The following is a 22,231-nucleotide window of genomic DNA, read 5'->3' as shown; positions in this document are numbered from 1 at the left end:
GCTGCCTCTCCGTGGCCATCCTGACGGGGGCGAGTCTACCGAGAGCCCCGCCCGCCCAAATGCATCAGGGCCCGACCGGGGAGGGAGGATGGTCGGGCCCTGATCGCCCAATGCTGACCAGCAGCACAGGGCAACGGCCCGGTTCATGGGAGGGAGAGCTGGTCACCGGGCCTTGCACTAGTCCCAACGATCCCCCATCGAAGAGGTTACGCCCAAAGCGACATGCCCCATTTGGGGGAAACCGAGTCCCAATCGTAATTAAATTCAGGCGGCGCTCAGCCAGGCCTCAGTTGCGACTCAGGTGACCGCCACGATCGGCAGCCGCAGTGCCGCCGGAGCGGACGCGGGGACAGCGGGCCGACGCGGCGCGACCGGAGCGACCGGCCGGTAGGCCTCCCCCAGGCGCGGCCGCGGGTCCGGCTCGCCCTTGTTGGGCCAGAAGGCCATCGCCCGCTCCGCCTGCGCCGTGATCGTCAGCGACGGGTTGACCCCCAGGTTCGCCGAGATCGCCGAGCCGTCCACGACGTGCACGCCCGCGTGACCGAACGCCCGCTGGTAGGCGTCCACCACGCCGGTCTCCGGAGAGTCCCCGATGGTGCAGCCGCCGATGAAGTGCGCGGTCAGCGGCCGGTTCAACGGCTCCCCCACGTTGCCCCCGGGCGTGCCCTTGATGGCCTCGGCCATCCTGCGGGCGGCCTCGTAGGCGACCGGGATGTAGGTCGGGTTGGGCTCCCCGTGGCCCTGCTTGCTCGACATCCGCCACCCGAAGGGCGTGCGCACCCGGATCGTGGTGATGGAGTTGTCCAGGGTCTGCATCACCAGGGCGATCACGGTCCGCTCGGACCAGTGCTTGACGTCGTACAGGTCCAGGGCGTTGCGGCGCTCCTTCCACATCTCCCTGGCCCAGCTGCGCAGCCGGCTCTCGCCCTCGACCGGGTCGACCAGCACCGTCTGGAGCAGGGACATGACGTTGCTCCCGCGGCCGTAGCGCACCGGCTCGATGTGGGTGTGCTCGTCGGGGTGGAAGGAGGAGGTGATCGCCACGCCCTGGCTGTAGTCGGTGGCCAGGTCCGGCGCGAGCGCCCCCAGGATCGCCTCGGAGTTGGTACGCGCCAGGCTGCCGAGCCGGTCGGAGATGTGCGGCAGGTCGCCGTCGCCCTTGAGCTTGTGCAGCAGCTTCTGGGTGCCGAGCGCCGCGGCGGAGAAGACGACCTCGTCGCAGGTGAAGGTCCGCACCGCCGTACGCCGGGACATCTTGGCCTTGGTCCACCGGGCCTGGACCTCGTAGCCGCCGCCGGGACGCGGCCGGACCCGGGTCACCGTGGTCAGCGGGTGGACCACCGCACCCTGCTCCTCGGCCAGGTAGAGGTAGTTCTTGACCAGGGTGTTCTTGGCGTTGTGCCGACAGCCGGTCATGCACTCCCCGCAGTTGAGGCAGGCACTGCGCGCAGGTCCCGAGCCACCGAAGTAGGGGTCGGGGACCGTCTCGCCCGGCGCCTGTCCCGGGCCGCCGAAGAACACCCCGACCGGGGTGGGGTGGAACGTCTCGCCGACGCCCATCTCCTGGGCGACCTGCTCCATCACCTCGTCCGAGGGGGTGCGCACCGGGTTCTCCACCACCCCCAGCATCCGCTTGGCCTGGTCGTAGTAGGGGGCGAGCTCCCTCTTCCAGTCGGTGATGTGGGCCCACGAGGGATCGCGGTAAAAGGCCTCCAAGGGCTCGTAGAGGGTGTTGGCGTAGACCAACGACCCGCCGCCCACCCCGGCACCCGCCAGGATCATGCAGTCGCGCAGCAGGTCGATGCGCTGGATCCCGTACATCCCCGCTTGCGGCAGGAACAGGTAGCGCTTGAGGTCGAAGGAGGTCGAGGGGAAGGAGTCGTCGGCGAACCGGGCCCCCGCCTCCAGGACGCCCACGCGGTATCCCTTCTCCGTCAGCCGCAGGGCGCTGACCGAGCCGCCGAAGCCCGACCCGATCACCAGCACGTCGTAGTGCACCGGGGACGAGGCACCCATCAGGCGCGGCCCAGCTTGTTGAGCAGGCGGAGGCTGGTGGTCATCAGCTTGGCGTAGGTCTCCTCCGACATCCCCCGCGGCGGCCCGATGGGAAGGCCGCGCTGGGTGCCCACCGACTGGGTCTCGGTGTAGCGCAGGATGCCCTCGGCGCCCTGGCGACGGCCCAGCCCCGACTCACGCATCCCGCCCATGGGCGCGGCCAGCGTGCCGAACGCCGCACCGTAGGGCTCGTTGACGTTGACGGTGCCGCAGCGGATGTGCCGCGCGATCTCCCGACCGCGACGGCCGTCGCCGGTGTAGATCGAGGCATTGAGGCCGTAGCTGCCCTGGTTGGCGCGGGCGATCGCGTCGGCCTCGTCGTGGAACCGGTAGAGCGAGACGACCGGCCCGAAGGTCTCGGTGCCGAAGCACGTCATCTCGGGCGTGACGCCCTCCAGGATGGTGGGCTCGTAGTAGTACGGACCCAGGTCGGGGCGGGCCCTGCCACCGGTCAGCACCCGCGCTCCCTTGGCGACCGCGTCCTCGACGTGGGCGGTGACCGTCTCCAGCTGCTGGGCGCTGATCAGCGTGCCCATGTCCACCTCCCAGTCCAGCGAGGCGCCCATGGCCATGGACTGGGTGCGCGCCACCAGCCGCTCCACGAAGCGGTCGTAGATCTGGTCCGCGACGTAGATGCGCTCCATCGAGATGCACAGCTGCCCGGCGTTGGAGAACGCACCGCGCATGGCGCCCTCGGCCGCCCGCTCCAGCGGGGCGTCCCGCAGCACCAGCATCGGGTTCTTGCCGCCGAGCTCCAGCGAGCAGCCGATCAGCCGCTCCGCGCACTCGCTCGCGATCCGCTTGCCAGTCGCGGTGGACCCGGTGAAGCAGAGGTAGTCGACCCCGGCGATCAGGGGCGTGCCCACCTCGGCGCCCTGTCCGGCCACCACCTGCCACAGGTCCGTGGGGAAGCCCGCCTCCTGGAGCAGCGACGCCCCGAGCAGCGCGGTCAGCGTGGTCTGCGAGTCCGGCTTGGCGACCACCGCGTTGCCGGCCAGGAGCGCCGGCAGCCCGTCGGACATCGACAGGGTGAACGGGTAGTTCCAGGGCGAGATGATGCCGACCACGCCCTTGGGGACCCGGTTCACCTCCACCCGGGTGAGGACGGGGAACATGCCCGGCACGCGCGTGGTGGCCAGCTGCGAGGCCCCGACCCGGCCGTAGTAGCGCGCGGTCATCGCGACGTGGGCCACCTCCAGGAAGGCGTCCTTGCGGGCCTTCCCGGACTCCAGGCAGATCAGGTCGCAGATCTCCTCCTGACGGTCCAGCACCAGGTCGTGGAAGCGCAGCAGCATCTTCGCGCGCTCCGCCACCGGGGTCCGCGACCAGGTCGCCTGCACCTCGCGGGCACGGGTCAGCGCCCGCTCCACGTCCGCCGGCGAGCTCTGGGGCAGGTGCGCCAGCGGGGCGTCGTCGATCGGGGAGCGCACCTCGTGCGTGTCGGTCCCCGACGCGCGGATGCGCGCGGTCAGGACCGCGACGTAGTCGGGCTCGAGGGCGTAGCTCGCGCTGGGGTCGTGCTCGGGATCCCGGGGGCCGTCGCTGAGGGGCCCGCGTCCGGAGCCGCCGTGAAAGGGGCTGGCAGTCATGTACCGAGAGTATGTGACAGCCGTCTCCCAGGCTACCCCTCGGTAGTCACAGCGCTCACACGATCTCGGGGGCCTGCACCCGCGCCTCGTCCGCCTCCTGGTCGGTGAGCTTTCGCTGGCTCTGCCGCTCGGCCTCGACCCGCCGCAGGTAGTGGTCGACCTCGGAGTCGGCGACGCCGGCGTCCCAGCCCAGCTCCTGGGCCATCAGCGAGGCCACCTCCCGGGCGGCGAGCACCCCGCGGTCGAAGGTCTCGATCGAGATCCGGGTACGCCGGGTCAGCACGTCGTCGAGGTGCCGGGCGCCCTCGTGGGTCACCGCGTAGACGACCTCGGCCGCCAGGTACTCCTCGGCCTGCGCCAGCGGCCGGGCGAGCTCCGGTCGCTCCTGGATCAGCGAGAGGACCTCGTCGACGAGACCGCCGAACCTGCCCAACAAGTGGTCGATCCGGCCGACCTCCAGCCCGGCCGCCCGGGCCAGTGCCACGCGCTGGTTGGTCCGGGTCTCGAACCCGTAGGCGCCCACCAGCGGCACCCGGTCGGTGATGCTGCCGCGGACCTGGTCACGCTCGCGCACCGCCATGTCGACGGCGTCGCGGCCCATCACCCGGTAGGTGGTGAGCTTGCCGCCCGCGATCAGCACCAGGCCCGGGACCGGCGACACCGTGGTGTGCTCCCGCGACAGCTTGGTGGTCTCCCCGCCCGCCTCCTTGCGCATCGGCTTGAGCAGCGGGCGCAAGCCGGCGTAGACCCCCTCGACGTCCTCGTGGTCGAGCGGAACCTTGAGCAGCCTGTTGACGTGGCCCAGCAGGTAGTCGATGTCGGCACGGCTGGCCGCCGGGTGCGCCCGGTCCAGGTCCCAGGGGGTGTCGGTGGTGCCGATGATCCAGTGACGTCCCCACGGGATGACGAAGAGCACCGACTTCTCGGTCTTGGTGATGAAGCCGCACTCGGAGCGGATGCGGTCGCGCGGCACCACCAGGTGGACGCCCTTGCTCGCGTCGACGTCCAGCGCCCCCTCGCCACCCATCATCTCCTGGATCTGGTCCGTCCAGACCCCGGCGGCGTTGATCACCGAGCGGGCGCGCACCTCGAAGTCGACGCCGTTCTCCAGGTCGCGGGCCCGTACGCCGACCACCCGGCCGCCCTCGCGCAGGAAGCCGGTCACCTTGGTCCGGGTGGCGATGTGGGCCCCGTTGTTGGCCGCGGTGCGGGCGATCGTCATCACCAGACGGGCGTCGTCGACCTGGCAGTCGTAGTAGCGGATGGCTCCGTGCAGCTCGTCGGTCCTGATGTCGGGCGCCATCCGCGCCAGCTGCTTGCGGAACAGGTGCTTGTGCTTGGGCACGCCCATGTCGTACTTGCCGGCCATCGCCAGGCCGTCGTACAGCGCCAGGCCGGCGCCGACGTAGGGCCTCTCGTAGGCCTTGGCCAGGGGGTAGAGGAAGGGCACCGGGCGGACCAGGTGCGGCGCGAGCCTGGTGAGCAGCAAACCGCGCTCCTCCAGGGCCTCCTTGACCAGGGCGAAGTCGAACATCTCCAGGTACCGCAGCCCGCCGTGCACCAGCTTGGAGCTGCGGCTGCTGGTGCCGCTGCCCAGGTCGCGCTGCTCCACCAGGGCGGTGGACAGCCCGCGGGTGACGGCGTCGAGCGCAGCACCCACGCCGACGATCCCGCCGCCCACCACCAGCACGTCCAGCTCACCCGCCGACATCGAGGAGATGGCGGCGGCGCGCGAGGCGGGGTTCAGGGCGATGGGGGTCGTCATCAGCCGACGACGACCTCGACCCGCTGGAACTCCTTGAGCTCGGTGTAGCCGGTGGTCGCCATGGAGCGCTTGAGCGCCCCGATCAGGTTCATCGTGCCGTCGGCCACCCGGGAGGGACCGAACAGGATCTCCTCCAGCGTGCCGACCGGCTCGAACTCCACCCGCTGACCGCGTGGCAGCTCGGCGTGGTGCGCCTCGGTGCCCCAGTGGAAGCCCCGGCCGGGGGCGTCGCTGGCCCGGGCCAGGGGCGAGCCGACCATCACGGCGTCGGCGCCGCACGCGATCGCCTTGGAGATGTCTCCGGACCGACCGATGGACCCGTCGGCGATGACGTGCACGTAGCGGCCCCCGGACTCGTCGAGGTAGTCCCGGCGCGCGGCCGCCACGTCGGCCACCGCACTGGCCATCGGCACCGCGATCCCGAGCACGGTGCGGGTGGTGTGCGCCGCTCCCCCGCCGAAGCCGACCAGCACACCGGCGGCGCCGGTGCGCATCAGGTGCAGCGCGGCCTGGTAGGTGGCACAGCCGCCGACGATGACGGGGACGTCGAGCTCGTAGATGAACTCCTTGAGGTTCAGCGGCTCGGCCTGGCTGGAGACGTGCTCGGCCGAGACCGTGGTGCCGCGGATGACGAACATGTCGACGCCGGCGTCCACGACGGCCTTGGCGAACTCCTTGGTCCGCTGCGGGGAGAGCGAGCCCGCGACCGTGACGCCGGCCTCGCGCACCTCCTCCAGCCGGGCGGTGATCAGCTCCGCCTTCACCGGCTCGGCGTAGATCTCCTGCATCCGCCGGGTGGCGTCGGCGCCGCGCAGCGAGGCGACCTCCTCCAGCAGCACCGACGGGTCCTCGTACCGGGTCCAGAGCCCTTCGAGGTTGAGCACTCCGAGGCCACCGAGGCGGCCCAGCTCGATGGCGGTGTGCGGCGACATCACCGAGTCCATCGGCGCGGCCAGGACGGGGAGGTCGAAGCGGTAGGCGTCGATCTGCCAGGCGACGCTGACCTCTTCGGGGTCACGGGTGCGACGCGAGGGCACGATGGCCACGTCGTCGAAGGCGTAGGCCCGTCGGGCGCGCTTGTTCTTGCCGATCTCGATCTCGGTCACGGTCGAAGCCTCTCAGATGCCGGTGTAGTTGGGTGCCTCGACGGTCATCTGCACGCCGTGCGGGTGGCTCTCCTTGAGCGAGGCGGAGGTGATCCGGACGAAGCGGCCCTTGTCCTGGAGCTCCGGGACGGTCCGCGCCCCGACGTAGAACATCGACTGCGTCAGGCCGCCGATGAGCTGGTGGGCGACAGCGCCCAGCGGGCCACGGAAGGCCACCTGGCCCTCGACGCCCTCCGGGACGATCTTGTCGTCGCTGGCCACCTCGGCCTGGAAGTAGCGGTCCTTGGAGTAGGACTTCTTGCCGCGGCTCGACATGGCGCCCAGGGAGCCCATCCCCCGGTAGGACTTGAACTGCTTGCCGTTGACGAAGACCAGCTCGCCCGGCGACTCCTCACAGCCCGCCAGCAGCGAGCCCAGCATCACCGAGTCCGCGCCGGCGACCAGCGCCTTGGCGATCTCGCCGGAGTGCTTCATGCCGCCGTCGGCGATCACCGGCACGCCCGCGGGCTTGCAGGCCAGGGAGGCCTCGTAGACCGCGCTCACCTGCGGCACGCCCACGCCCGTCACCACCCGCGTGGTGCAGATGGAGCCGGGGCCGACGCCGACCTTCACCGCGTCCGCTCCGGCGTCCACGAAGGCCTGGGCGCCGGCACGGGTCGCCACGTTGCCGCCGATCACCTGCACGTGCCGGGTGGCGGGATCGTTCTTGAGCCGGCGGACCATGTCCAGCAGCAGGTGCACGTGACCGTGGGCGGTGTCGGCGACGAGCACGTCCACCCCGGCCTCGACCAACGTGGTCGCGCGCTGCCAGGCGTCACCGAAGTAGCCGATCGCGGCGCCCACCAGGAGACGCCCGTCGGCGTCGGAGGAGGCGTGCGGGAACTGCTCGGACTTCACGAAGTCCTTGACCGTGATGAGGCCGCCCAGGCGCCCCTGCTCGTCCACCAGCGGCAGGCGCTCGCGCTTGTGCTGGCGCAGCAGGGCGGTGGCGTCCTCGCGCGCGATGCCCACCGGTCCGGTGATCAGCGGCATCGGGGTCATCACCTCGTCGACCTTGGTGGTGGCCCACTCCGCGACCGGGGTGAAGCGCAGGTCGCGGTTGGTGATGATGCCCAGCAGGCGCTCGTCCCCGTCCACCACCGGCAGTCCGGAGACCCGGTACTCACCGCAGATCCGGTCGAGCTCGGCCAACGTGGCGTCCGGCCCGATGGTCACGGGGTTGGAGATGATGCCGGTCTGGGTCCGCTTGACCAGGTCCACCTGGTAGGCCTGGTCCTCGATCGACAGGTTGCGGTGCAGCACACCGAGTCCACCCTCACGCGCCATCGCGATGGCCATCCGGGACTCGGTGACGGTGTCCATCGCGGCGCTGACCAGCGGCACCTTGAGCGAGATCTCCCGGGTCAGCCGCGAGGTGGTGTCGATCTCCGACGGAGCCAGATCCGACTCCCCGGGGAGCAGCAGGACGTCGTCATAGGTCAGGCCGAGGCTGGCGAACTTCTCCGGGATCTCCACGCTCACCAGTCTACGTCGGCCCGCCGCGCCGATGCCCCCCGTGCCCGCGGCGCTCGCTAGCATCAGGCGTTCCAGCTGGACCGGAAACGGGAGACGAATGACCTTGGCCACGCCCACCCTGACGCGTTGGGCGGTCCCCCTGACAGCACTCGTGGCCTTCCTGCTCCGGCTGCCGGGGCTCGGGACCGCCCTGTCCCCGGACGAGGCGGGGTTCCTCATGGTGGCCCGCACGTGGGTCCCGGAGCCGGGCAGCGTGTACGGCCACTACTTCGTGGACCGGCCTCCGCAGATCATCGCCACGTTCAAGGTGGCCGACGCGATCGGCGGACCGTACGCCCTGCGCCTGGTCGGCGCCCTGGTGTGCGCCGCGCTGGTGCTGCTCGCGGCCAGGATCGCCCTGGTGATCGCCGACGAGCGGGCCGCCCGGTGGACCGCGGTGGTCGTCGCGGCACTGACCAGCAGCACCATGATCAACGCGGACGGGGTCAAGGGTGAGCTGCTCAGCCTCCCGTTCGTGCTGGGCGCGTGCCTGCTGGCGATCCTGGCCCTGCAGCGCCAGTCGATGCCGCTGGCCGCACTGGCCGGGCTCAGCGCCGGAGTCGCACCGGGCTTCAAGCAGAACATGCTCGGTGGGCTGGTCTTCGCCGCGGCCCTGCTGCTGCTCTCCCTGGCGACCAAGCAGATCAGCGCCCGCACCTTCGCCCGACTCTCCGTGGCCGGGCTGGCCGGGGCGGCGGTGCCCGCAGCCCTGATGATCGGGTGGGCCCTGCAGAGCGGGGTGCAGCTGGACACCCTGTGGTACGCCATCTACGGCTTCCGCTCCGACGCTGGCGCCGAGCTCGCCTCCGCCAGCTCGGGGGCCAACGCCCAGCGCGCGGTCATCCTGCTCCTGGCCGCGCTGGGCACCGGGATCCTGCTGGTGATGGGCACCTTCGTGGTACTGCTGCGCAAGGTCTGGCGCAGCCAGCAGGTGCTCGTCGGGGCGACCCTGGCACTGTTCCTCTTCGACGCCGTCGCGCTGGTGCTGGGTGGCAGCTTCTGGCTCGACTACCTGTTCGGCCTGCTGCCTGCCGCGGTGCTCGCCACCGCCATGCTCGCCGGCCTGTCCGGTCGCGGCGGCCGCGCGATGCGCGTGGTGGTGGGCTTCGCCGCCATCTCATCCGTCGCCTCCATCGCCACGGTCGGGGTCGTCACCGCCACCGGGACGGCCTCACGTGGTCAGGCCGACACCGGGGAGGCTATCGCTGCGGTGGCCGAGCCGGGCGACACCGTCACCGTCCTCGGCGGCCGGGCCGACCTGCAGCTGGCCACGGGACGCGAGTCCCCGTACCGACACCTGTGGAGCCTGCCCATGCGGACGCTGGACCCGGAGTACGTCGAGCTCCGCGACCTCCTGACGAGCCCTGAGGCCCCCACCTGGTTCGTGCAGCTGGTCCCGACCGGGCTGTGGAGCGAGGACGGCGGGGCCGAGCTGCTCGAGGTCCTGCGCGAGCGGTACGACGCTCACGGCTACGGCTGCCACGGCGGGATCATCTGGCTCCGGGACGGCGTGGAGCGGGACCTGCCGGAGGACCACTGCCCGGATGGCTCGGCCCCTCACGCCTGAGCACGCCTGAGCGCCCGATCGGCCCAGGAACGGCCGAAGGGCCGGACCGCCTGCGAGGCGATCCGACCCTTCGTGGTGGTGCGTGGTGCGTGGTGCGTGGTGCTGACTGCTCAGTGGCCGTGGCCGTGTCCGTGGCCCGCAGCTGCGGGGGCCTCGTCCTCGTCCTCGGGCTTCTCCACGATGAGCACCTCGGTGGTGAGCAGCATGGCTGCGATGGAGGTGGCGTTGACCAGCGCCGAGCGGGTGACCTTGACCGGGTCCAGGACACCCTGGGCGACCAGGTCGCCGTACTCGTCGGTGGCGGCGTTGTAGCCGTTGCCCACCCCGAGCTCGCGAACCTTGGTGGTGACGACGTAGCCGTTGACCCCACCGTTCTCGGCGATCCAGCGCAGCGGCTCGTCGGCGGAGTTGCGAACGATCCGCACGCCCATCGCCTCGTCACCGGTGAGACCGAGGTTGTCCTCGAGCACCGACACCGCGTGGACGAGGGCGGAGCCACCGCCGGCGACGATGCCCTCCTCGATCGCGGCACGCGTCGCGGACACGGCGTCCTCGATGCGGTGCTTCTTCTCCTTCAGCTCCACCTCGGTGTGTGCACCGACCTTGATCACGCACACGCCACCGGCGAGCTTGGCCAGACGCTCCTGGAGCTTCTCGCGGTCCCAGTCGGAGTCGCTGGACTCGATCTCGGCCTTGATCTGGTTGACGCGGCCCTCGACCTCGGTCGCGTCACCGGCACCGTCGATGATGGTGGTGTTGTCCTTGGTGACCACGACGCGACGGGCCTGGCCCAGCACCTCGAGGCCGACCTGGTCGAGCTTGAGCCCAACCTCGGGCGCGACGACCTGACCACCGGTGAGGGTGGCGATGTCCTGCATCATGGCCTTGCGGCGGTCGCCGAACGCGGGGCTCTTGACCGCGACCGCGTTGAAGGTGCCGCGGATCTTGTTGACCACCAGGGTGGAGAGCGCCTCGCCCTCCACGTCCTCGGCCAGGATGAACAGCTGCTTGCCGGCAGCGATCACCTTCTCCAGCAGCGGGAGCAGCTCCGAGACCGAGGAGATCTTGCCCTGGACGAGCAGGATGTAGGGGTCGTCGAGGACGGCCTCCATCCGCTCGGGGTCGCTGACGAAGTAGGCCGAGATGTAGCCCTTGTCGAACTGCATCCCCTCGGTGAACTCCAGCTCGGTGCCCATGGTGTTGGACTCCTCGACCGTGATCACGCCGTCCTTGCCGACCTTGTCGAAGGCCTGGGCCAGGAGGTCGCCGATGTGAGCGTCGCGGCTGGAGATCGTGGCCACCGAGGCCATGTCCTCACGGGTCTCGACCTCACGGGCCGCCTCACGCAGGGCGTCGCCGACGGCCTCGGCCGCGGCGTCCATGCCCCGCTTGAGGCTCATCGGGTTGGCTCCGGCGGCCACGGCGCGCAGGCCCTCGTGGACCATCGCCTGGGCCAGCACGGTGGCGGTCGTGGTGCCGTCACCGGCGACGTCGTTGGTCTTGGTGGCGACCTCCTTGGTGAGCTGGGCACCAAGGTTCTCGAACGGGTCGTCGAGCTCGATCTCACGGGCGACGGTGACACCGTCGTTGGTGATGGTCGGCGCGCCCCACTTCTTGTCCAGGACGACGTAGCGGCCCTTGGGGCCGAGCGTCACCTTGACGGTGTTGGCAAGCTTGTCGACTCCGCGCTCGAGGGCGCGACGAGCGTTCTCGTCGAACTCAAGGATCTTGGGCATGTGGCTCCTTAGGAAGGGGAATGCCCGGACGCCGCGCAGCGGGTGCCATCACTGGCACGCCTGCGCGCGGCGCCCGGGCAGAAGATCAGGAAACGATGGCCAGCACGTCGCGGCCCGACAGGATGAGGAACTCCTCGCCGGAGTACTTCACCTCGGTGCCGCCGTACTTGCTGTAGATGACCTTGTCGCCCACGGAGATGTCCATGGGGATGCGCTCGTCGCCGTCCTCGTTGAAGCGACCGGGGCCCACGGCCACGACCTCGCCCTCCTGGGGCTTCTCCTTGGCGGTGTCCGGGATGACCAGGCCAGAGGCCGTGGTCTGCTCGGCGTCGAGGGGCTTGACGACGATGCGGTCCTCGAGGGGCTTGATGTTGACCGACACAGTGTCGACCTCCACTTTCTCCACGTTGTTCGGGTGCACCCGTGCGTCTGCACGGTGCTGTGATGCGCTGTCTGGTTCCACTGTCGTGCAATGTCGTGCAATGTCTGCTTCGCCGGTCAGGACCCGTGCCGTCGCGGGGGTCGCGGGTCGGTCCCGGCGCTGGCACACTCACTGGGAGAGTGCCAGTGCTCACGTTAGCACTCCCCCCGATCGAGTGCCAGCAGGCCCCGACGCTGACAGGATGGTCAGGTGGACCTAGACACCTTCCGCTGGCTGCTCACCGACGCCGGCCAGCGACTGCTCGACCGGGCCACCCATGCCTACGCCGACGTGGACGGCGATCCGCTGCGTGCCGCGGCCGCGGTGCGCAAGATCGAGCCGGACCCCGAGCGGTCCAGCGCCGCTCTCACCCAGGTGCAGCTCCGGGTCCGGGCGGTGCCGAAGTTCGGTGACGAGGCCGTCCGCCTGTACTTCACCCCGGACGCCCTGGAGCAGTCCACCCGGCGCCGGGTCGCCGACCACCGCGCCGCCCGGCTGGCAGCTGCCCAGCCCAGCTCGGTGGTGGACCTGGGCTGCGGCATCGGCGGCGACCTGCTCGCCTTCGCCAGGGCCGGGCTGACGGCTGCCGGCGTGGACTCCGACCCGGTGCGCGTGGCCATGGCGGAGGCGAACCTGGCCGCGCTCGGGCTCGCCGGGGCGGTGATGGCGGTGGACGCCACCACCTTGGAGCTCGACGGCTTCGGCGCGGTCTTCGCCGACCCGGCGCGCCGCGGAGCACGTGGCCGCGTCTTCGACGAGCACGGCTGGACCCCGCCGTGGCCCTTCGTCGAGGACCTGCTGCGCAGGACCGCAGTGGTCAAGGTGGCACCCGGGATCCCGCACACCCTGGTGCCCGAGGGCGTCGAGGCCGAGTGGGTCAGCGACCACGGGGAGGTCAAGGAGGCCGCGCTCTGGTCGCCGGGGCTGGCCACCACCCGACACCGGGCGACGGTGATCACCGGCGGCGGGCTGGCGTCGCTGACCTCCGAGGACGACCCCTACGCCGGCCGGGAGCGACCGGTCCGCGAGCTCGGCGCCCACCTCTACGAGCCGGACGGTGCCGTGATCCGGGCCGGGCTCGTCACCGCGGTCGCCGCCGGGGTCGACGGCGGCCTGCTGGACGAGCACATCGCCTACGTCACCTCCGACAAGTCCTTCCGCAGCCCCTTCATGCGCAGCTACTACGTGCTCGACGAGCTGCCCTTCAAGGAGAAGCTGCTGCGCCAGGCGCTGGTGGAGCGCAACATCGGCCCGATCACCATCAAGAAGCGCGGGGTCGACATCATCCCCGAGCAGCTGCGCAAGCGACTGGCCCTGACGGGCGAGGAGGAGGCGACCGTGGTCCTGACCCGGGTCGCGGGCGCTGGCAAGGCCCTGCTGGTGCGCCCCTTCTGATCCGGCCCCGGCCTCGGTTCAGCAGCCTCGGCTCAGCAGCCACGAGCAGGGACGTCGGCGACCTCCACCGGCACCCGCCCCGGGGCGGGACGCCGACCCAGGAGCACCTCCACCAGCGCGCGCATCGCGCCCGGAGTGTTGCCATAGGTGGCGACCAGGTGACGCGCCCGCGACCCGGCCAGGACCCAGGGCGCCCCGACTGCCACGGCGACGTCCGACCGTACGGACGTCGAGGCGCTCCGGAGCAGGGCGACCCGCGTTCCGCGAGGACCGACGCGCAGCCCTGCCGACCGCGCCGCCGCGGTGAAGGCAGCGACCACGTCCCGGTCTCCGACCGGCTGCACCCGGCTGCCCACCAACCGGCCCTGGCACGTGCGGGACATCACCGTCACCGCGGCCCGGGACCAGGCCAGCGCCTGGGGGCGGGCACTCCCGGGTGGGGCCCCGCGGGCGTCGCGGTGGTGCAGCAGCAGGGCCACCTGCCGGGCCGCGGCCTGCTCGAGGCGGCGCCGGGTCAGGTCGCCCCGTCGTACGGCGGCCACGATGCCGTCCCGGGCCGCGACCGGGTCGGCCGGCATCAGCAGCACGTCGGCCCCCGCACGCAGGGCACGCACCGCCGCCCGCGCCGGTCCGTAGGACCGGGTGACCGCAGCCATCGCGAGGGAGTCGGTGACCACCAGGCCGTCGAAGCCGAGGTCGGTGCGCAGCAGCCCCGTCACCACGTCCCTCGACAGCGAGGCGGGCACGCCCGGGTCCACCGCGCGCACGTCCAGGTGGCCCACCATCACCGAGGAGCTGCCGGCCGCGACGGCGTCCCGGAACGGGACCAGGTCACGCCCTTGCAGCTGCGCCAGGCTGCGCGGCTGCACCGGGAGCGTGACGTGGCTGTCCTCCCGCACCGAGCCGTGGCCCGGGAAGTGCTTGAGGGTGCTGACGAGCCCGGCGTCGGCATAGCCCCGCGCCGCCGCCAGCACCTGCTCGGCCACCAGCGCCGGCTCGGACGAGGCGGCCCGGGTACCGATCGTGGGATCGGCCGCACCCACGGTGACGTCGGCCACCGGCGCGAAGTTCGCGGTGAACCCCAGGCCCCTCAGCTCCCGGCCCGTGGCTGCCGTCGCGGCCCGGGTGAGGTCCGGGCGCCGCGCGGCACCGCCGGTCATGAAGCTGGGCAGGCCGGTCACCACGCCGCCGGCCCGCTCCACCAGGCCGCCCTCCTGGTCGACCCCGACGAGCAGGGGCCAAGGCCGGTCGTCGGCCCGGCGCAGTGCCCGGTTGGCCCGGCGCACCTGGTCGGCGGAGGTGATGTTGCCCGAGAACCAGATCACGCCCCCGAGGTGCAGGTCGCGGACCATCTCCACCGGAGGGCGGGTGCCGGACCAGTCGGCCACCAGCACCTGGCCGGCCAGCTGTGGCAGCGTCAGGTCACCGACCAGGGTGGCGGCCTCGTCCAGCTCGTCCGCGGAGGGCCCCCAGCCCTCGCCCAGTCCGAGCCGGGCCCGGGGGGCGGTGAGCTCGGGGTCGCCCTCGGCCAGGGCGGAGACGTGGGTCACCAGCTCGGACCCGGATCGCATCTGAGCCTCGGTCGAGCAGCCGGCGGCACCGACGCAGAGCAGCACCTGGGCGGCCACGACCGCGATCGCCCCCCGAGTCCTCATGGGGGGCGAGTCTAGGGGTCTGCAGACGCAGATCGACCCACCCGCCGTGGCGGGTGGGTCGATCCTCACTGAGCCCCTCTCAGAGCTCCGCGCGGGCAACCCTGCGCGAGTGGACGAGCCCCAGCAGGCCCAGGATCAGGAAGAGCGCCGCGCCGACGTAGGCGGCGACGGCCGCGAACCCTGCGATGGTGCCCATGGTGGCGAAGGCGTATCCGTAGAGGAGCAGACCGCGAAGGGTGTTACCCATGAAGAGCGACTCGCGCAGGTCCATCCAGGCCTGGGCCTCGGCAACCTGCTCCTCGCTGGCGTCCTTGGTCTCGGCGAGTGCCGCGGAGAGCTCACGGCCCTTGTTGCTGGCCTCCTCGTAGGTGACCGGGGTGCCGTCGTTGAGGGCCGCACCCTGGCCGTTCATGTGCGCCTGGATGTAGTGGTCGGCGTACGCCTTGGCGGCGGGGCCGTTGTCCAGGGTCTCCCCCGCGAACTCCTCCAGGGCCTCGCCGTCCTCGGCGGAGATGCCCTTGCCGGCCACCTGACCGTCGATCGCCTCCTGGGTCGGCATGGTGATGTCCTGGGCCGTGAACTGTTCCTTGACCTGGTCTCCGATGAACACGTTGGCCCAGGTCATGAGGCCACCTGCCACCAGGAGCACGAGGGCGAGGAGCAGGCCGATGCCGGAGAGGAGCTTGTCGAGAGTTGCGCGCATGATGATGGGTCCTTTCCCATCGGTGACGGCCAGTCCACCCCGGCCATCGATCTACTACGAATCGTAGTACCTATCTACGACAATATGTAGTAATTAGCCTCGATCTGGGTGTGACCTGCGTGACAACCGGGGAGTCCGCCCCCGACGCAGGGTCAGGCCAGGAGTGCGCGCTCGGCCCCGATGGTGGTGTCGCTCCCGTGCCCGGTGTGCACCACCGTCTCGTCGGGGAGCTCCCACAGTCGCGAACGGATCGAGGCCTCCAGCGTGGCGCGGTCGCTGAAGCTGCGGCCGGTGGCACCCGGGCCTCCCTGGAACAGGGTGTCGCCGGTGAAGACGCAGCCGAGCTCGGGCACCCAGAAGCACACCGCCCCCGGGGCGTGACCCGGGGTGTGCAGTACCGTCAGGGCCGTGCCCGCCACCTCGATCACCTGGCCGTCGCTCAGGTCCACGTCCCACAGCTCATCGGGGTGGACCAGCTCCCACAGCGGCCGGTCGTCGGGGTGCAGCAGGATCGGCGCGACGACGCGCTGCCGCAGCTCGGTGGCGGCTCGGACGTGGTCGTCGTGGGCATGGGTGCACAGGATCGCCTTGACCTTCCGGCCCCCCACCAGCGCCAGGATCGCCTCCACGTCGTGCGGCGCGTCGATCACCACGCACTCGGTGTCGTCGCCGAGCACCCAGAGGTTGTTGTCCACCTGGTGGGTCTCCCCGTCGAGGGAGAAGGTGCCGCTGGCAACCGCGTGGTCCACCCGGATCACAGGACCACCACCGAGCGCAGCACGTCGCCGCCGTGCATCTTCTCGAAGGCGGCCTCGACCTGGTCCAGCGCGATCTCCTCGGTGACGAAGGCGTCCAGGTCGAGCCGACCCTGGAGATAGAGGTCCACCAGCACCGGGAAGTCGCGCGAGGGCAGGCAGTCGCCGTACCAGCTGGACTTCAGCGAGCCACCGCGCCCGAAGACGTCGGCCAACGGGATGTCGGGGATCTGCATCTCCGGCGTGGGCACCCCCACCAGCACCACGGTGCCGGCCAGGTCGCGGGCGTAGAACGCCTGCTTCCAGGTCTCCGGACGCCCCACCGCGTCGATCACCACGTCCGCGCCGTGACCCTCGGTCAGCCGCTGGATCTCGGTCACCGGGTCGCTGCTGGAGCTGTCGACGACGTGCGTGGCACCCATGGAGGTGGCCCGCTCGAGCTTGCGCGGGTCGATGTCCACGGCGATCACCTTGGCGGCCCCGGCGAGCACCGAGCCGGCGATGGCCGCCACCCCGACTCCGCCGCAGCCGATGACCGCCACGGACTTGCCCCGGGTCACGTTGCCGGTGTTGATGGCCGCGCCCAGACCCGCCATCACGCCGCAGCCCAGCAGCCCCACCGCCGCCGGACGGGCACTGGCATCCACCTTGGTGCACTGCCCGGCGGCGACCAGGGTCTTCTCGGCGAAGGCTCCGATGCCCAGCGCCGGGGTGAGCTCGGTGCCGTCCTCGAGCGTCATCTTCTGGGTCGCGTTGTGGGTGTCGAAGCAGTACTGCGGCTCACCGCGGCGGCAGGCGCGGCACTGACCGCACACGGCACGCCAGTTGAGGACCACGAAGTCCCCGGGGGCCACCTCCGTGACGCCCTCGCCGACCTGCTCCACGATGCCGGCCGCCTCGTGGCCCAGCAGGAACGGGTAGTCGTCGTTGATGCCACCCTCGCGGTAGTGCAGGTCGGTGTGGCACACCCCGCACGCCTGCACGGCGACCACGGCTTCTCCCGGGCCGGGATCGGGGACGTTGATCGTCTCCACCGAGACCGGCTCGCCCTTGGCCCTCGCCACCACTGCCTTGACTTGCTGCATCTCGCGCCTCCACGTGCTCGACTCCGAAGGTCAAAGCCTGTCACAGGCGCCGAAGCGCGCCCTCAGGTCGCTGTTCGGCGGCCTCACTTCCACTCGAAGGTCGGCAGCACCGAGTCGATGATCTGCTGGCGCTTCGACACGGGCGTGCGCAGCGTCAGCGTGAAGGTCAGCCGGAAGAACTGCCCGTTGTGCACCACGCCGTACCGCTCGATCCAGAAGTAGTCGTCGACCGGGCCGGCGGTACGGAAGACCTCCACCCCGTCCAGCTCGACAGGCTTGCGCAGCGTCACCTCCGGCTCGCCGTCATCTAAGGACTGGCGACCCAGCGTGTCGATGTCCGTCGGCTCGGTGCTGTCCGCCAGCTCGACCATGGTGAGCCCGGACACGGCGTCGTAGGGCGCCTTGAGCGCCACCGCACCGTCACCGGCATCGTTGGACTCTCCCGACCAGCCCTTGGGCCCACGGATCCGCGCCACCGAGACCTCGGCCCACTCCCCCTGCGCCAGCTCCGCCGCGGGTGGCTCGGTGGCCGACTCCGCGGGCGACGGGGAAGCCACCGAGCCGGCACCCGGGGCCTCGCTCACCGTCGCTGAGGCGCCGGACCCGCTCGGCTGGTCCTCTCCCGCACTCTGCCCACAGCCGGACAGGAACAGCGCGGCGGCCACGAGAGCGCCGAGCGGCGCGACATTGGACTTGTTGGGCATGGGCACCTCCGAGTAGGGGGTTGGAGAGTACCGACCCGATCCACCACCGGCCCCCGCGTGGATAGTGTCGACCCGCAAAGATGTCGACAGCACAGGTTTAGCCCTCGGACCAGGTGGGCAGACGGCCAGCGCAAGGAACTTTCACAAGGGGGATCACAGATGTTAGTGGTGGACGCACTTGTTGCCGCCAACCTCACGGGGCAGGCGGCTGTAGCCGCTGCTGAGCTCGTGGACCAGGTTGTGAAGGAGCTGAACGCCCGGGCCAACGAGCTCCGCGACAACGATCCGACCCGCTTCGAGCAGCCCGACTTCGGCGCGTCCTGGGCGGGCCAGAACCTCGGCACCCACGGCACCAAGGCCCAGAACGTGGTGATGGAGGACCTCATCAAGTTCGCGGACGAGCTCGAGGCCTACCGCCTGGGCATCCTGGAGAGCCGCAAGGACGAGGGCGAGACCGACCAGCACGTCGTCGACACGTTCCGTGCCTTCGTCGTCGAGAGTGACGGGGACCAGGGATGAGCGGCCCGCAGCGCGCCCGGCTGGACGAGGCCCTCACCGGCGCCCGACCGACGCTCATCGGCTCCTCCGGCGGGGACTGGATGACCACCAAGGACGTGCTGGACTCGGTGGCGGACTACCTGAAGAACATGGGTCCCAAGATGCGGGACGCGGTCGATCAGGGGATCAACACCGAGACCGGCGCCGCCATCGAGGCAGCCTTCCTGGCGACCGCCGAGGTGATGTCCCAGAAGGCGGGCGACTTCCAGTCCGGCGGTCAGGCGCTGGACCAGGCCTCCGCTGCCCTCGCCGCCGCGGTCCAGGTCAAGAAGGAGCTCGACGCCGACCCGCTCTCGCCCCCTGATGCGTTCGTGCCGAAGCCCGAGTGGGACGAGGCCAAGAAGGGTCTGGAGAAGGGCAAGCACGACGCCAAGGTGACCGCTCACTCCGACGCCGTCGCGGCCCAGGAGGAGAAGGCCAGGGCCGCGGTCGACAACATCTTCGCCGAGTTCGAGGTGGCCGCCGCGACGATGAAGAAGATCCACGGCGAGCCCGACCTGCCCCCCGTCCAGCCGCCAGGACCGCAGGCCCCCGGCAGCCGCCCCCCGCTCTCCAACGGTGGTGGGGTCGGCGGTCCCCAGGACGGCGCCGTCATCGGCCAGCTGCCGCCGCACGAGTCGCTTCCGCCCAAGGGCCCGCACTTCCCACAGGCCCCGGGCGACCCGGTTCTCCCCCCACCGTTCACCCCGCCTCTCGACCCGCCTGACCTGCATGACCCGCCCAGCCCGCAGCCCCCGCACGGACCGAGCCCGACGCCCACCCCACACCCGACCCCGAGCCCCACGCCTCCCGGCTCCGAGCCCGGCGTGATCGGCCGGGAGAGCAACGGCAACCCGTACAACCCGGTCCCGGGCGGATCCGGAGCCCAGGTCTCCGGCTCCCCTGGCGTCGCGGCACCCTCGGGTGGTTCGGCTGGCGCCTTCGGCGGTGCCATCGCTGGCGGCGCCATGGGCGCGAGTGCCCGGGGTGCCAGTGTGGGCGCCAGCGGCTCGGTGCGCCCCGGGGCCACCGGCAACGTCAAGCCCATCGGAGCCACCTCCAAGGCCGCCGGCAGCAGCACCCTGGGCAAGAGCGGCGCCGTCGGCTCCTCGAGCCGAGGCGGTGCCGCCACCGGTGCCAGCAGTCGAGCCGGCGCTGGGTCGGCCAGTCGAGGCGCCGCCGCGGGCGGCCGGGGCGCCGCCGCGGGCTCCGCTTCGGGTCGTGGCTCCTCGGGCGGCCGCTCAGGGGCAGCGGGCCGCTCGGGCGCCGGCGCCGCCGGTGGTGCCGGTGGTGCCTCGCGCGCAGGCAGCAAGAAGCAGGACGCCCAGGATCGCGACCACCTGATCTACGACCAGGACTGGCTCGACGACGAGGGCACCGCTCCCGGCGTCCTGGACTAGCCGGCGCCACGGAGCCGGGCGAGCGCCCTCAGGCCACGACCACGGTGATCGGCTGACTGGAGTCAGCCGGCAGGTCGAGGCTCGAGGGCGTTCGCCCGCGCGCCATGAGCTCCGACCCCAGGGCCGCGACCATCGCACCGTTGTCCGTGCACAGTCCGGGTCGTGGCACCCGCACCCGGATGCCCTTGGCGGCCGCGCGCTCCACGGCCATCGCCCGCAGCCGCGAGTTGGCCGCCACCCCGCCGCCGATGAGGATGTCCTCGATCCCGTGGGTCACTGCGGCGTCCAGCGCCTTGCGGGTCAGCACGTCGCACACGGCCTCCTGGAACGAGGCGGCGACGTCGTTGACGTCGACGGACTCGCCGGCGCGCTGCTTGGCCTCCACCCACCGGGCCACCGCCGTCTTGAGCCCGGAGAAGGAGAAGTCGTAGCGGTGCCGTTCCAGGTCCCGCCGGGCGGTCAGGCCACGGGGGAAGTCGATGGCGACGCTGTTGCCGCTGCGGGCCGCCCGGTCGATATGGGGACCGCCGGGGAAGGGCAGCCCCAGCAGCCGCGCGACCTTGTCGAAGGCCTCACCCGCCGCGTCGTCGATGGTGGCGCCCAAGGGCTCCACCCCCGTGGTGACGTCCTCCACCAGCAACAGGCTGGAGTGGCCCCCGGAGACGAGCATCGCCAGGCACGGCTCGGGAAGGGCGCCGTGCTCGAGCTGGTCGACCGCGACGTGCGCGGCCAGGTGGTTGACGCCGTACAGCGGCTTGCCCAGGCCCAGGGCCAGGGCCTTGGCGGCGGCGACGCCGACCAGCAGCGCGCCCGCGAGGCCGGGACCGCTGGTCACCGCGATGGCATCGACGTCGCGCAGCTTGACGCCTGCGGTCTCGCAGGCGCGTTCGATGGTGGGCACCATGGCCTCGAGGTGGGCGCGGCTGGCGACCTCGGGGACCACCCCGCCGAAGCGGGCATGCTCCTCGACGCTGGAGGCCACCGTGTCGGCCAGCAGCGTGTGACCGCGAACGATCCCCACCCCGGTCTCGTCGCACGAGGTCTCGATGCCCAGGATCAGTGGTTCCTCGCTCATGGAGCCATTCTCTCTGATCGGTGCGCGGCAGGCTGCAGCTGCAGCTGCAGCACCAGGGCGTCGGAGCCGTCGGCGTAGTAGCGCGGTCGACGGTCGATCTGCTCGAACCCCGAGCGGGCGTAGAGCGCCCGGGCGGAGTCGTTGCTGGTGCTGACCTCGAGCAGCATCCGCTCCGCCCCGTCGGCGACCGCCGCGTCCACAGCCGTGGCCAGCAGCGCGGTGGCGGTCCCCCGGCGCTGCGCCCCCGCCCGTACGCCGATCCGCAGCAGGTCGGCGAAGTCGCCGACGTGGCCGGTCAGCACGTAGCCCAGGACGGTGCCGTCCTCGGTGCGCGCGACCCAGGCGCGCCGCCCCGGACCGGCGGCGAGCTCTGCGAACGCCTGGGCCGACCACGCCTGCTCGCCGAAGAGCTGGTCCTCCAGGTCGCCCACCTGGTCCAGGTCGTGCGCACCGACGGGGACGATCACGAGCCGTCAGCCCCGGTGCGGGCCTGGGTCAGCACCGACTTCGGGGCGGCGCTCGCGACCGCGTCGGGCCGCCGCAGGTACAGCGGGTCGGGGTCCAGCAGCTCCGCGCGCTCGTCGGTCACCACCCGGGCGAGCCAGCCGGCGCTGGGACGGCCGGGACCCACCGGGTGCGGGAACGCCTCGGGGTAGAGCACCGCCCCCTCCCCCACCACCGGCAGCTCGGTGGCCGCATCGGCCGGCTTGCGCACCTCGGGGCCGTCGACCCGCACCCCGTCGACGTACCGGGCGAGGTAGACCTCCTTGCGCCGGGCGTCGGTGGCCACCAGGAACTCCCCGGCCGCGGCGCCGGAGTCGTAGGCCTCGACGGCCAGCACGTCCAGGGAGCACACGGCGTACACCGGGATCTCCAGGGCGAGCCCCAGGGTGCGGGCGGTCACCAGTCCGACGCGCAGGCCGGTGAACGGGCCGGGGCCGGCGCCGACCGCGATCGCGGTGAGGTCCTGGCGCACGATGCCCGCCTCGACCAGCACGCCGGCGATGAGCGGCGCGAGCTGCTCGCCGTGCTTCATGGCCCTGGTGGCGAGGCGCTCGGCCACCACGTCGGAGCCGTCGTGGAGGGCCACGGTGACGAGCGGGGTGGCGGTGTCGAAGGCAAGCAGCAC

General features: G+C 71.6%; 19 protein-coding genes. 4 read left to right on the top strand and 15 right to left on the bottom strand.

Translation table 11 applies throughout. The features are described 5' to 3' along the window. Nucleotides 1-297: 297 nt before the first annotated feature. From C5H89_RS05145 to guaB, 5 genes are read right to left on the bottom strand one after another with little or no spacing between them, the layout of a single operon-like run. Entirely contained in the window at nucleotides 298-2,016 is a 1,719-nt protein-coding gene (locus tag C5H89_RS05145) for a GMC family oxidoreductase (RefSeq protein WP_104105979.1), read from the bottom strand. Beyond that, entirely contained in the window at nucleotides 2,016-3,644 is a 1,629-nt protein-coding gene (locus tag C5H89_RS05140; RefSeq protein WP_104105978.1) for a succinic semialdehyde dehydrogenase, read from the bottom strand. Before C5H89_RS05140 ends, C5H89_RS05145 begins: the two co-directional genes overlap by 1 nt. Nucleotides 3,645-3,699: 55 nt before the next feature. Beyond that, on the bottom strand, nucleotides 3,700-5,409 hold the full coding sequence (locus tag C5H89_RS05135; RefSeq protein ID WP_104105977.1) for a glycerol-3-phosphate dehydrogenase/oxidase: 1,710 nt from the start codon (nucleotides 5,407-5,409) through the stop codon (nucleotides 3,700-3,702). Beyond that, nucleotides 5,409-6,515 carry a GuaB3 family IMP dehydrogenase-related protein gene (locus tag C5H89_RS05130; RefSeq protein ID WP_104105976.1) on the bottom strand — a complete coding sequence of 369 codons (1,107 nt, stop codon included), beginning with the start codon at nucleotides 6,513-6,515 and terminating at the stop codon, nucleotides 5,409-5,411. The genes C5H89_RS05135 and C5H89_RS05130 overlap by 1 nt, the downstream gene beginning before the upstream one ends. 12 nt (nucleotides 6,516-6,527) lie before the next feature. After that, nucleotides 6,528-8,030: an IMP dehydrogenase gene (gene guaB, locus C5H89_RS05125; RefSeq protein ID WP_240181717.1), complete on the bottom strand. Its 1,503-nt coding sequence runs from the start codon at nucleotides 8,028-8,030 to the stop codon at nucleotides 6,528-6,530. A gap of 97 nt (nucleotides 8,031-8,127) precedes the next feature. Here guaB and C5H89_RS05120 point away from each other — a divergent pair, with 97 nt between their 5' ends. Beyond that, the gene (locus C5H89_RS05120) at nucleotides 8,128-9,636 is read left to right on the top strand and encodes a hypothetical protein (protein ID WP_162799214.1); all 1,509 of its coding nucleotides are present in this window, start codon (nucleotides 8,128-8,130) and stop codon (nucleotides 9,634-9,636) included. Between the two features lie 110 nt (nucleotides 9,637-9,746). On the opposite strand, the gene groL is transcribed toward C5H89_RS05120, so the two are convergent. Further along, entirely contained in the window at nucleotides 9,747-11,372 is a 1,626-nt protein-coding gene (gene groL / locus C5H89_RS05115) for a chaperonin GroEL (RefSeq protein WP_104105974.1), read from the bottom strand. An 85-nt stretch (nucleotides 11,373-11,457) separates the two neighbouring features. Beyond that, the gene (groES, locus tag C5H89_RS05110; RefSeq protein WP_104106087.1) at nucleotides 11,458-11,754 is read right to left on the bottom strand and encodes a co-chaperone GroES; all 297 of its coding nucleotides are present in this window, start codon (nucleotides 11,752-11,754) and stop codon (nucleotides 11,458-11,460) included. A gap of 249 nt (nucleotides 11,755-12,003) precedes the next feature. On the opposite strand from groES, the gene C5H89_RS05105 reads away from it, so the two are divergent. Continuing rightward, a complete protein-coding gene (locus tag C5H89_RS05105; protein ID WP_104105973.1) occupies nucleotides 12,004-13,188 on the top strand; it encodes a methyltransferase domain-containing protein in 1,185 nt (394 codons plus the stop codon). Between the two features lie 32 nt (nucleotides 13,189-13,220). Here C5H89_RS05105 and C5H89_RS05100 read toward each other — a convergent pair whose 3' ends face one another. From C5H89_RS05100 to C5H89_RS05080, 5 genes are all read right to left on the bottom strand, one after another. After that, nucleotides 13,221-14,843 (bottom strand): glycoside hydrolase family 3 N-terminal domain-containing protein, encoded by a 1,623-nt coding sequence (locus C5H89_RS05100; protein WP_104105972.1) that lies wholly within the window; start codon nucleotides 14,841-14,843, stop codon nucleotides 13,221-13,223. A 79-nt stretch (nucleotides 14,844-14,922) separates the two neighbouring features. Continuing rightward, a complete protein-coding gene (locus tag C5H89_RS05095) occupies nucleotides 14,923-15,546 on the bottom strand; it encodes a hypothetical protein (protein WP_104105971.1) in 624 nt (207 codons plus the stop codon). A 152-nt stretch (nucleotides 15,547-15,698) separates the two neighbouring features. Continuing rightward, nucleotides 15,699-16,301 (bottom strand): MBL fold metallo-hydrolase, encoded by a 603-nt coding sequence (locus C5H89_RS05090; protein ID WP_104106086.1) that lies wholly within the window; start codon nucleotides 16,299-16,301, stop codon nucleotides 15,699-15,701. Further along, nucleotides 16,301-17,386 (bottom strand): S-(hydroxymethyl)mycothiol dehydrogenase, encoded by a 1,086-nt coding sequence (locus C5H89_RS05085; protein ID WP_104105970.1) that lies wholly within the window; start codon nucleotides 17,384-17,386, stop codon nucleotides 16,301-16,303. Before C5H89_RS05085 ends, C5H89_RS05090 begins: the two co-directional genes overlap by 1 nt. An 83-nt stretch (nucleotides 17,387-17,469) precedes the next feature. Next, the gene (locus C5H89_RS05080) at nucleotides 17,470-18,090 is read right to left on the bottom strand and encodes a hypothetical protein (protein WP_104105969.1); all 621 of its coding nucleotides are present in this window, start codon (nucleotides 18,088-18,090) and stop codon (nucleotides 17,470-17,472) included. A 228-nt stretch (nucleotides 18,091-18,318) separates the two neighbouring features. Between C5H89_RS05080 and C5H89_RS05075 the strand changes: the two genes are divergently transcribed. Together C5H89_RS05075 and C5H89_RS05070 are read left to right on the top strand one after the other, a co-directional pair. Then, nucleotides 18,319-18,609: a hypothetical protein gene (locus C5H89_RS05075; protein WP_162799213.1), complete on the top strand. Its 291-nt coding sequence runs from the start codon at nucleotides 18,319-18,321 to the stop codon at nucleotides 18,607-18,609. Beyond that, the gene (locus C5H89_RS05070; RefSeq protein ID WP_104105967.1) at nucleotides 18,606-20,027 is read left to right on the top strand and encodes a hypothetical protein; all 1,422 of its coding nucleotides are present in this window, start codon (nucleotides 18,606-18,608) and stop codon (nucleotides 20,025-20,027) included. Before C5H89_RS05075 ends, C5H89_RS05070 begins: the two co-directional genes overlap by 4 nt. Nucleotides 20,028-20,055: 28 nt before the next feature. On the opposite strand, the gene tsaD is transcribed toward C5H89_RS05070, so the two are convergent. From tsaD to tsaB, 3 genes are read right to left on the bottom strand one after another with little or no spacing between them, the layout of a single operon-like run. Then, a complete protein-coding gene (gene tsaD / locus C5H89_RS05065; RefSeq protein WP_104105966.1) occupies nucleotides 20,056-21,102 on the bottom strand; it encodes a tRNA (adenosine(37)-N6)-threonylcarbamoyltransferase complex transferase subunit TsaD in 1,047 nt (348 codons plus the stop codon). After that, complete coding sequence (gene rimI, locus C5H89_RS05060; protein ID WP_104105965.1) at nucleotides 21,099-21,569, bottom strand: ribosomal protein S18-alanine N-acetyltransferase; 471 nt, start codon at nucleotides 21,567-21,569, stop codon at nucleotides 21,099-21,101. The genes tsaD and rimI overlap by 4 nt, the downstream gene beginning before the upstream one ends. After that, entirely contained in the window at nucleotides 21,566-22,231 is a 666-nt protein-coding gene (tsaB, locus tag C5H89_RS05055) for a tRNA (adenosine(37)-N6)-threonylcarbamoyltransferase complex dimerization subunit type 1 TsaB (RefSeq protein WP_104105964.1), read from the bottom strand. Before tsaB ends, rimI begins: the two co-directional genes overlap by 4 nt.

The organism is Nocardioides sp. 616 (assembly GCF_002930065.1).
Classification (GTDB): domain Bacteria; phylum Actinomycetota; class Actinomycetes; order Propionibacteriales; family Nocardioidaceae; genus Nocardioides; species Nocardioides houyundeii.
Note: the sequence above shows the minus strand (reverse complement) of the source record. Positions and strands in the feature narration are given on the sequence as shown.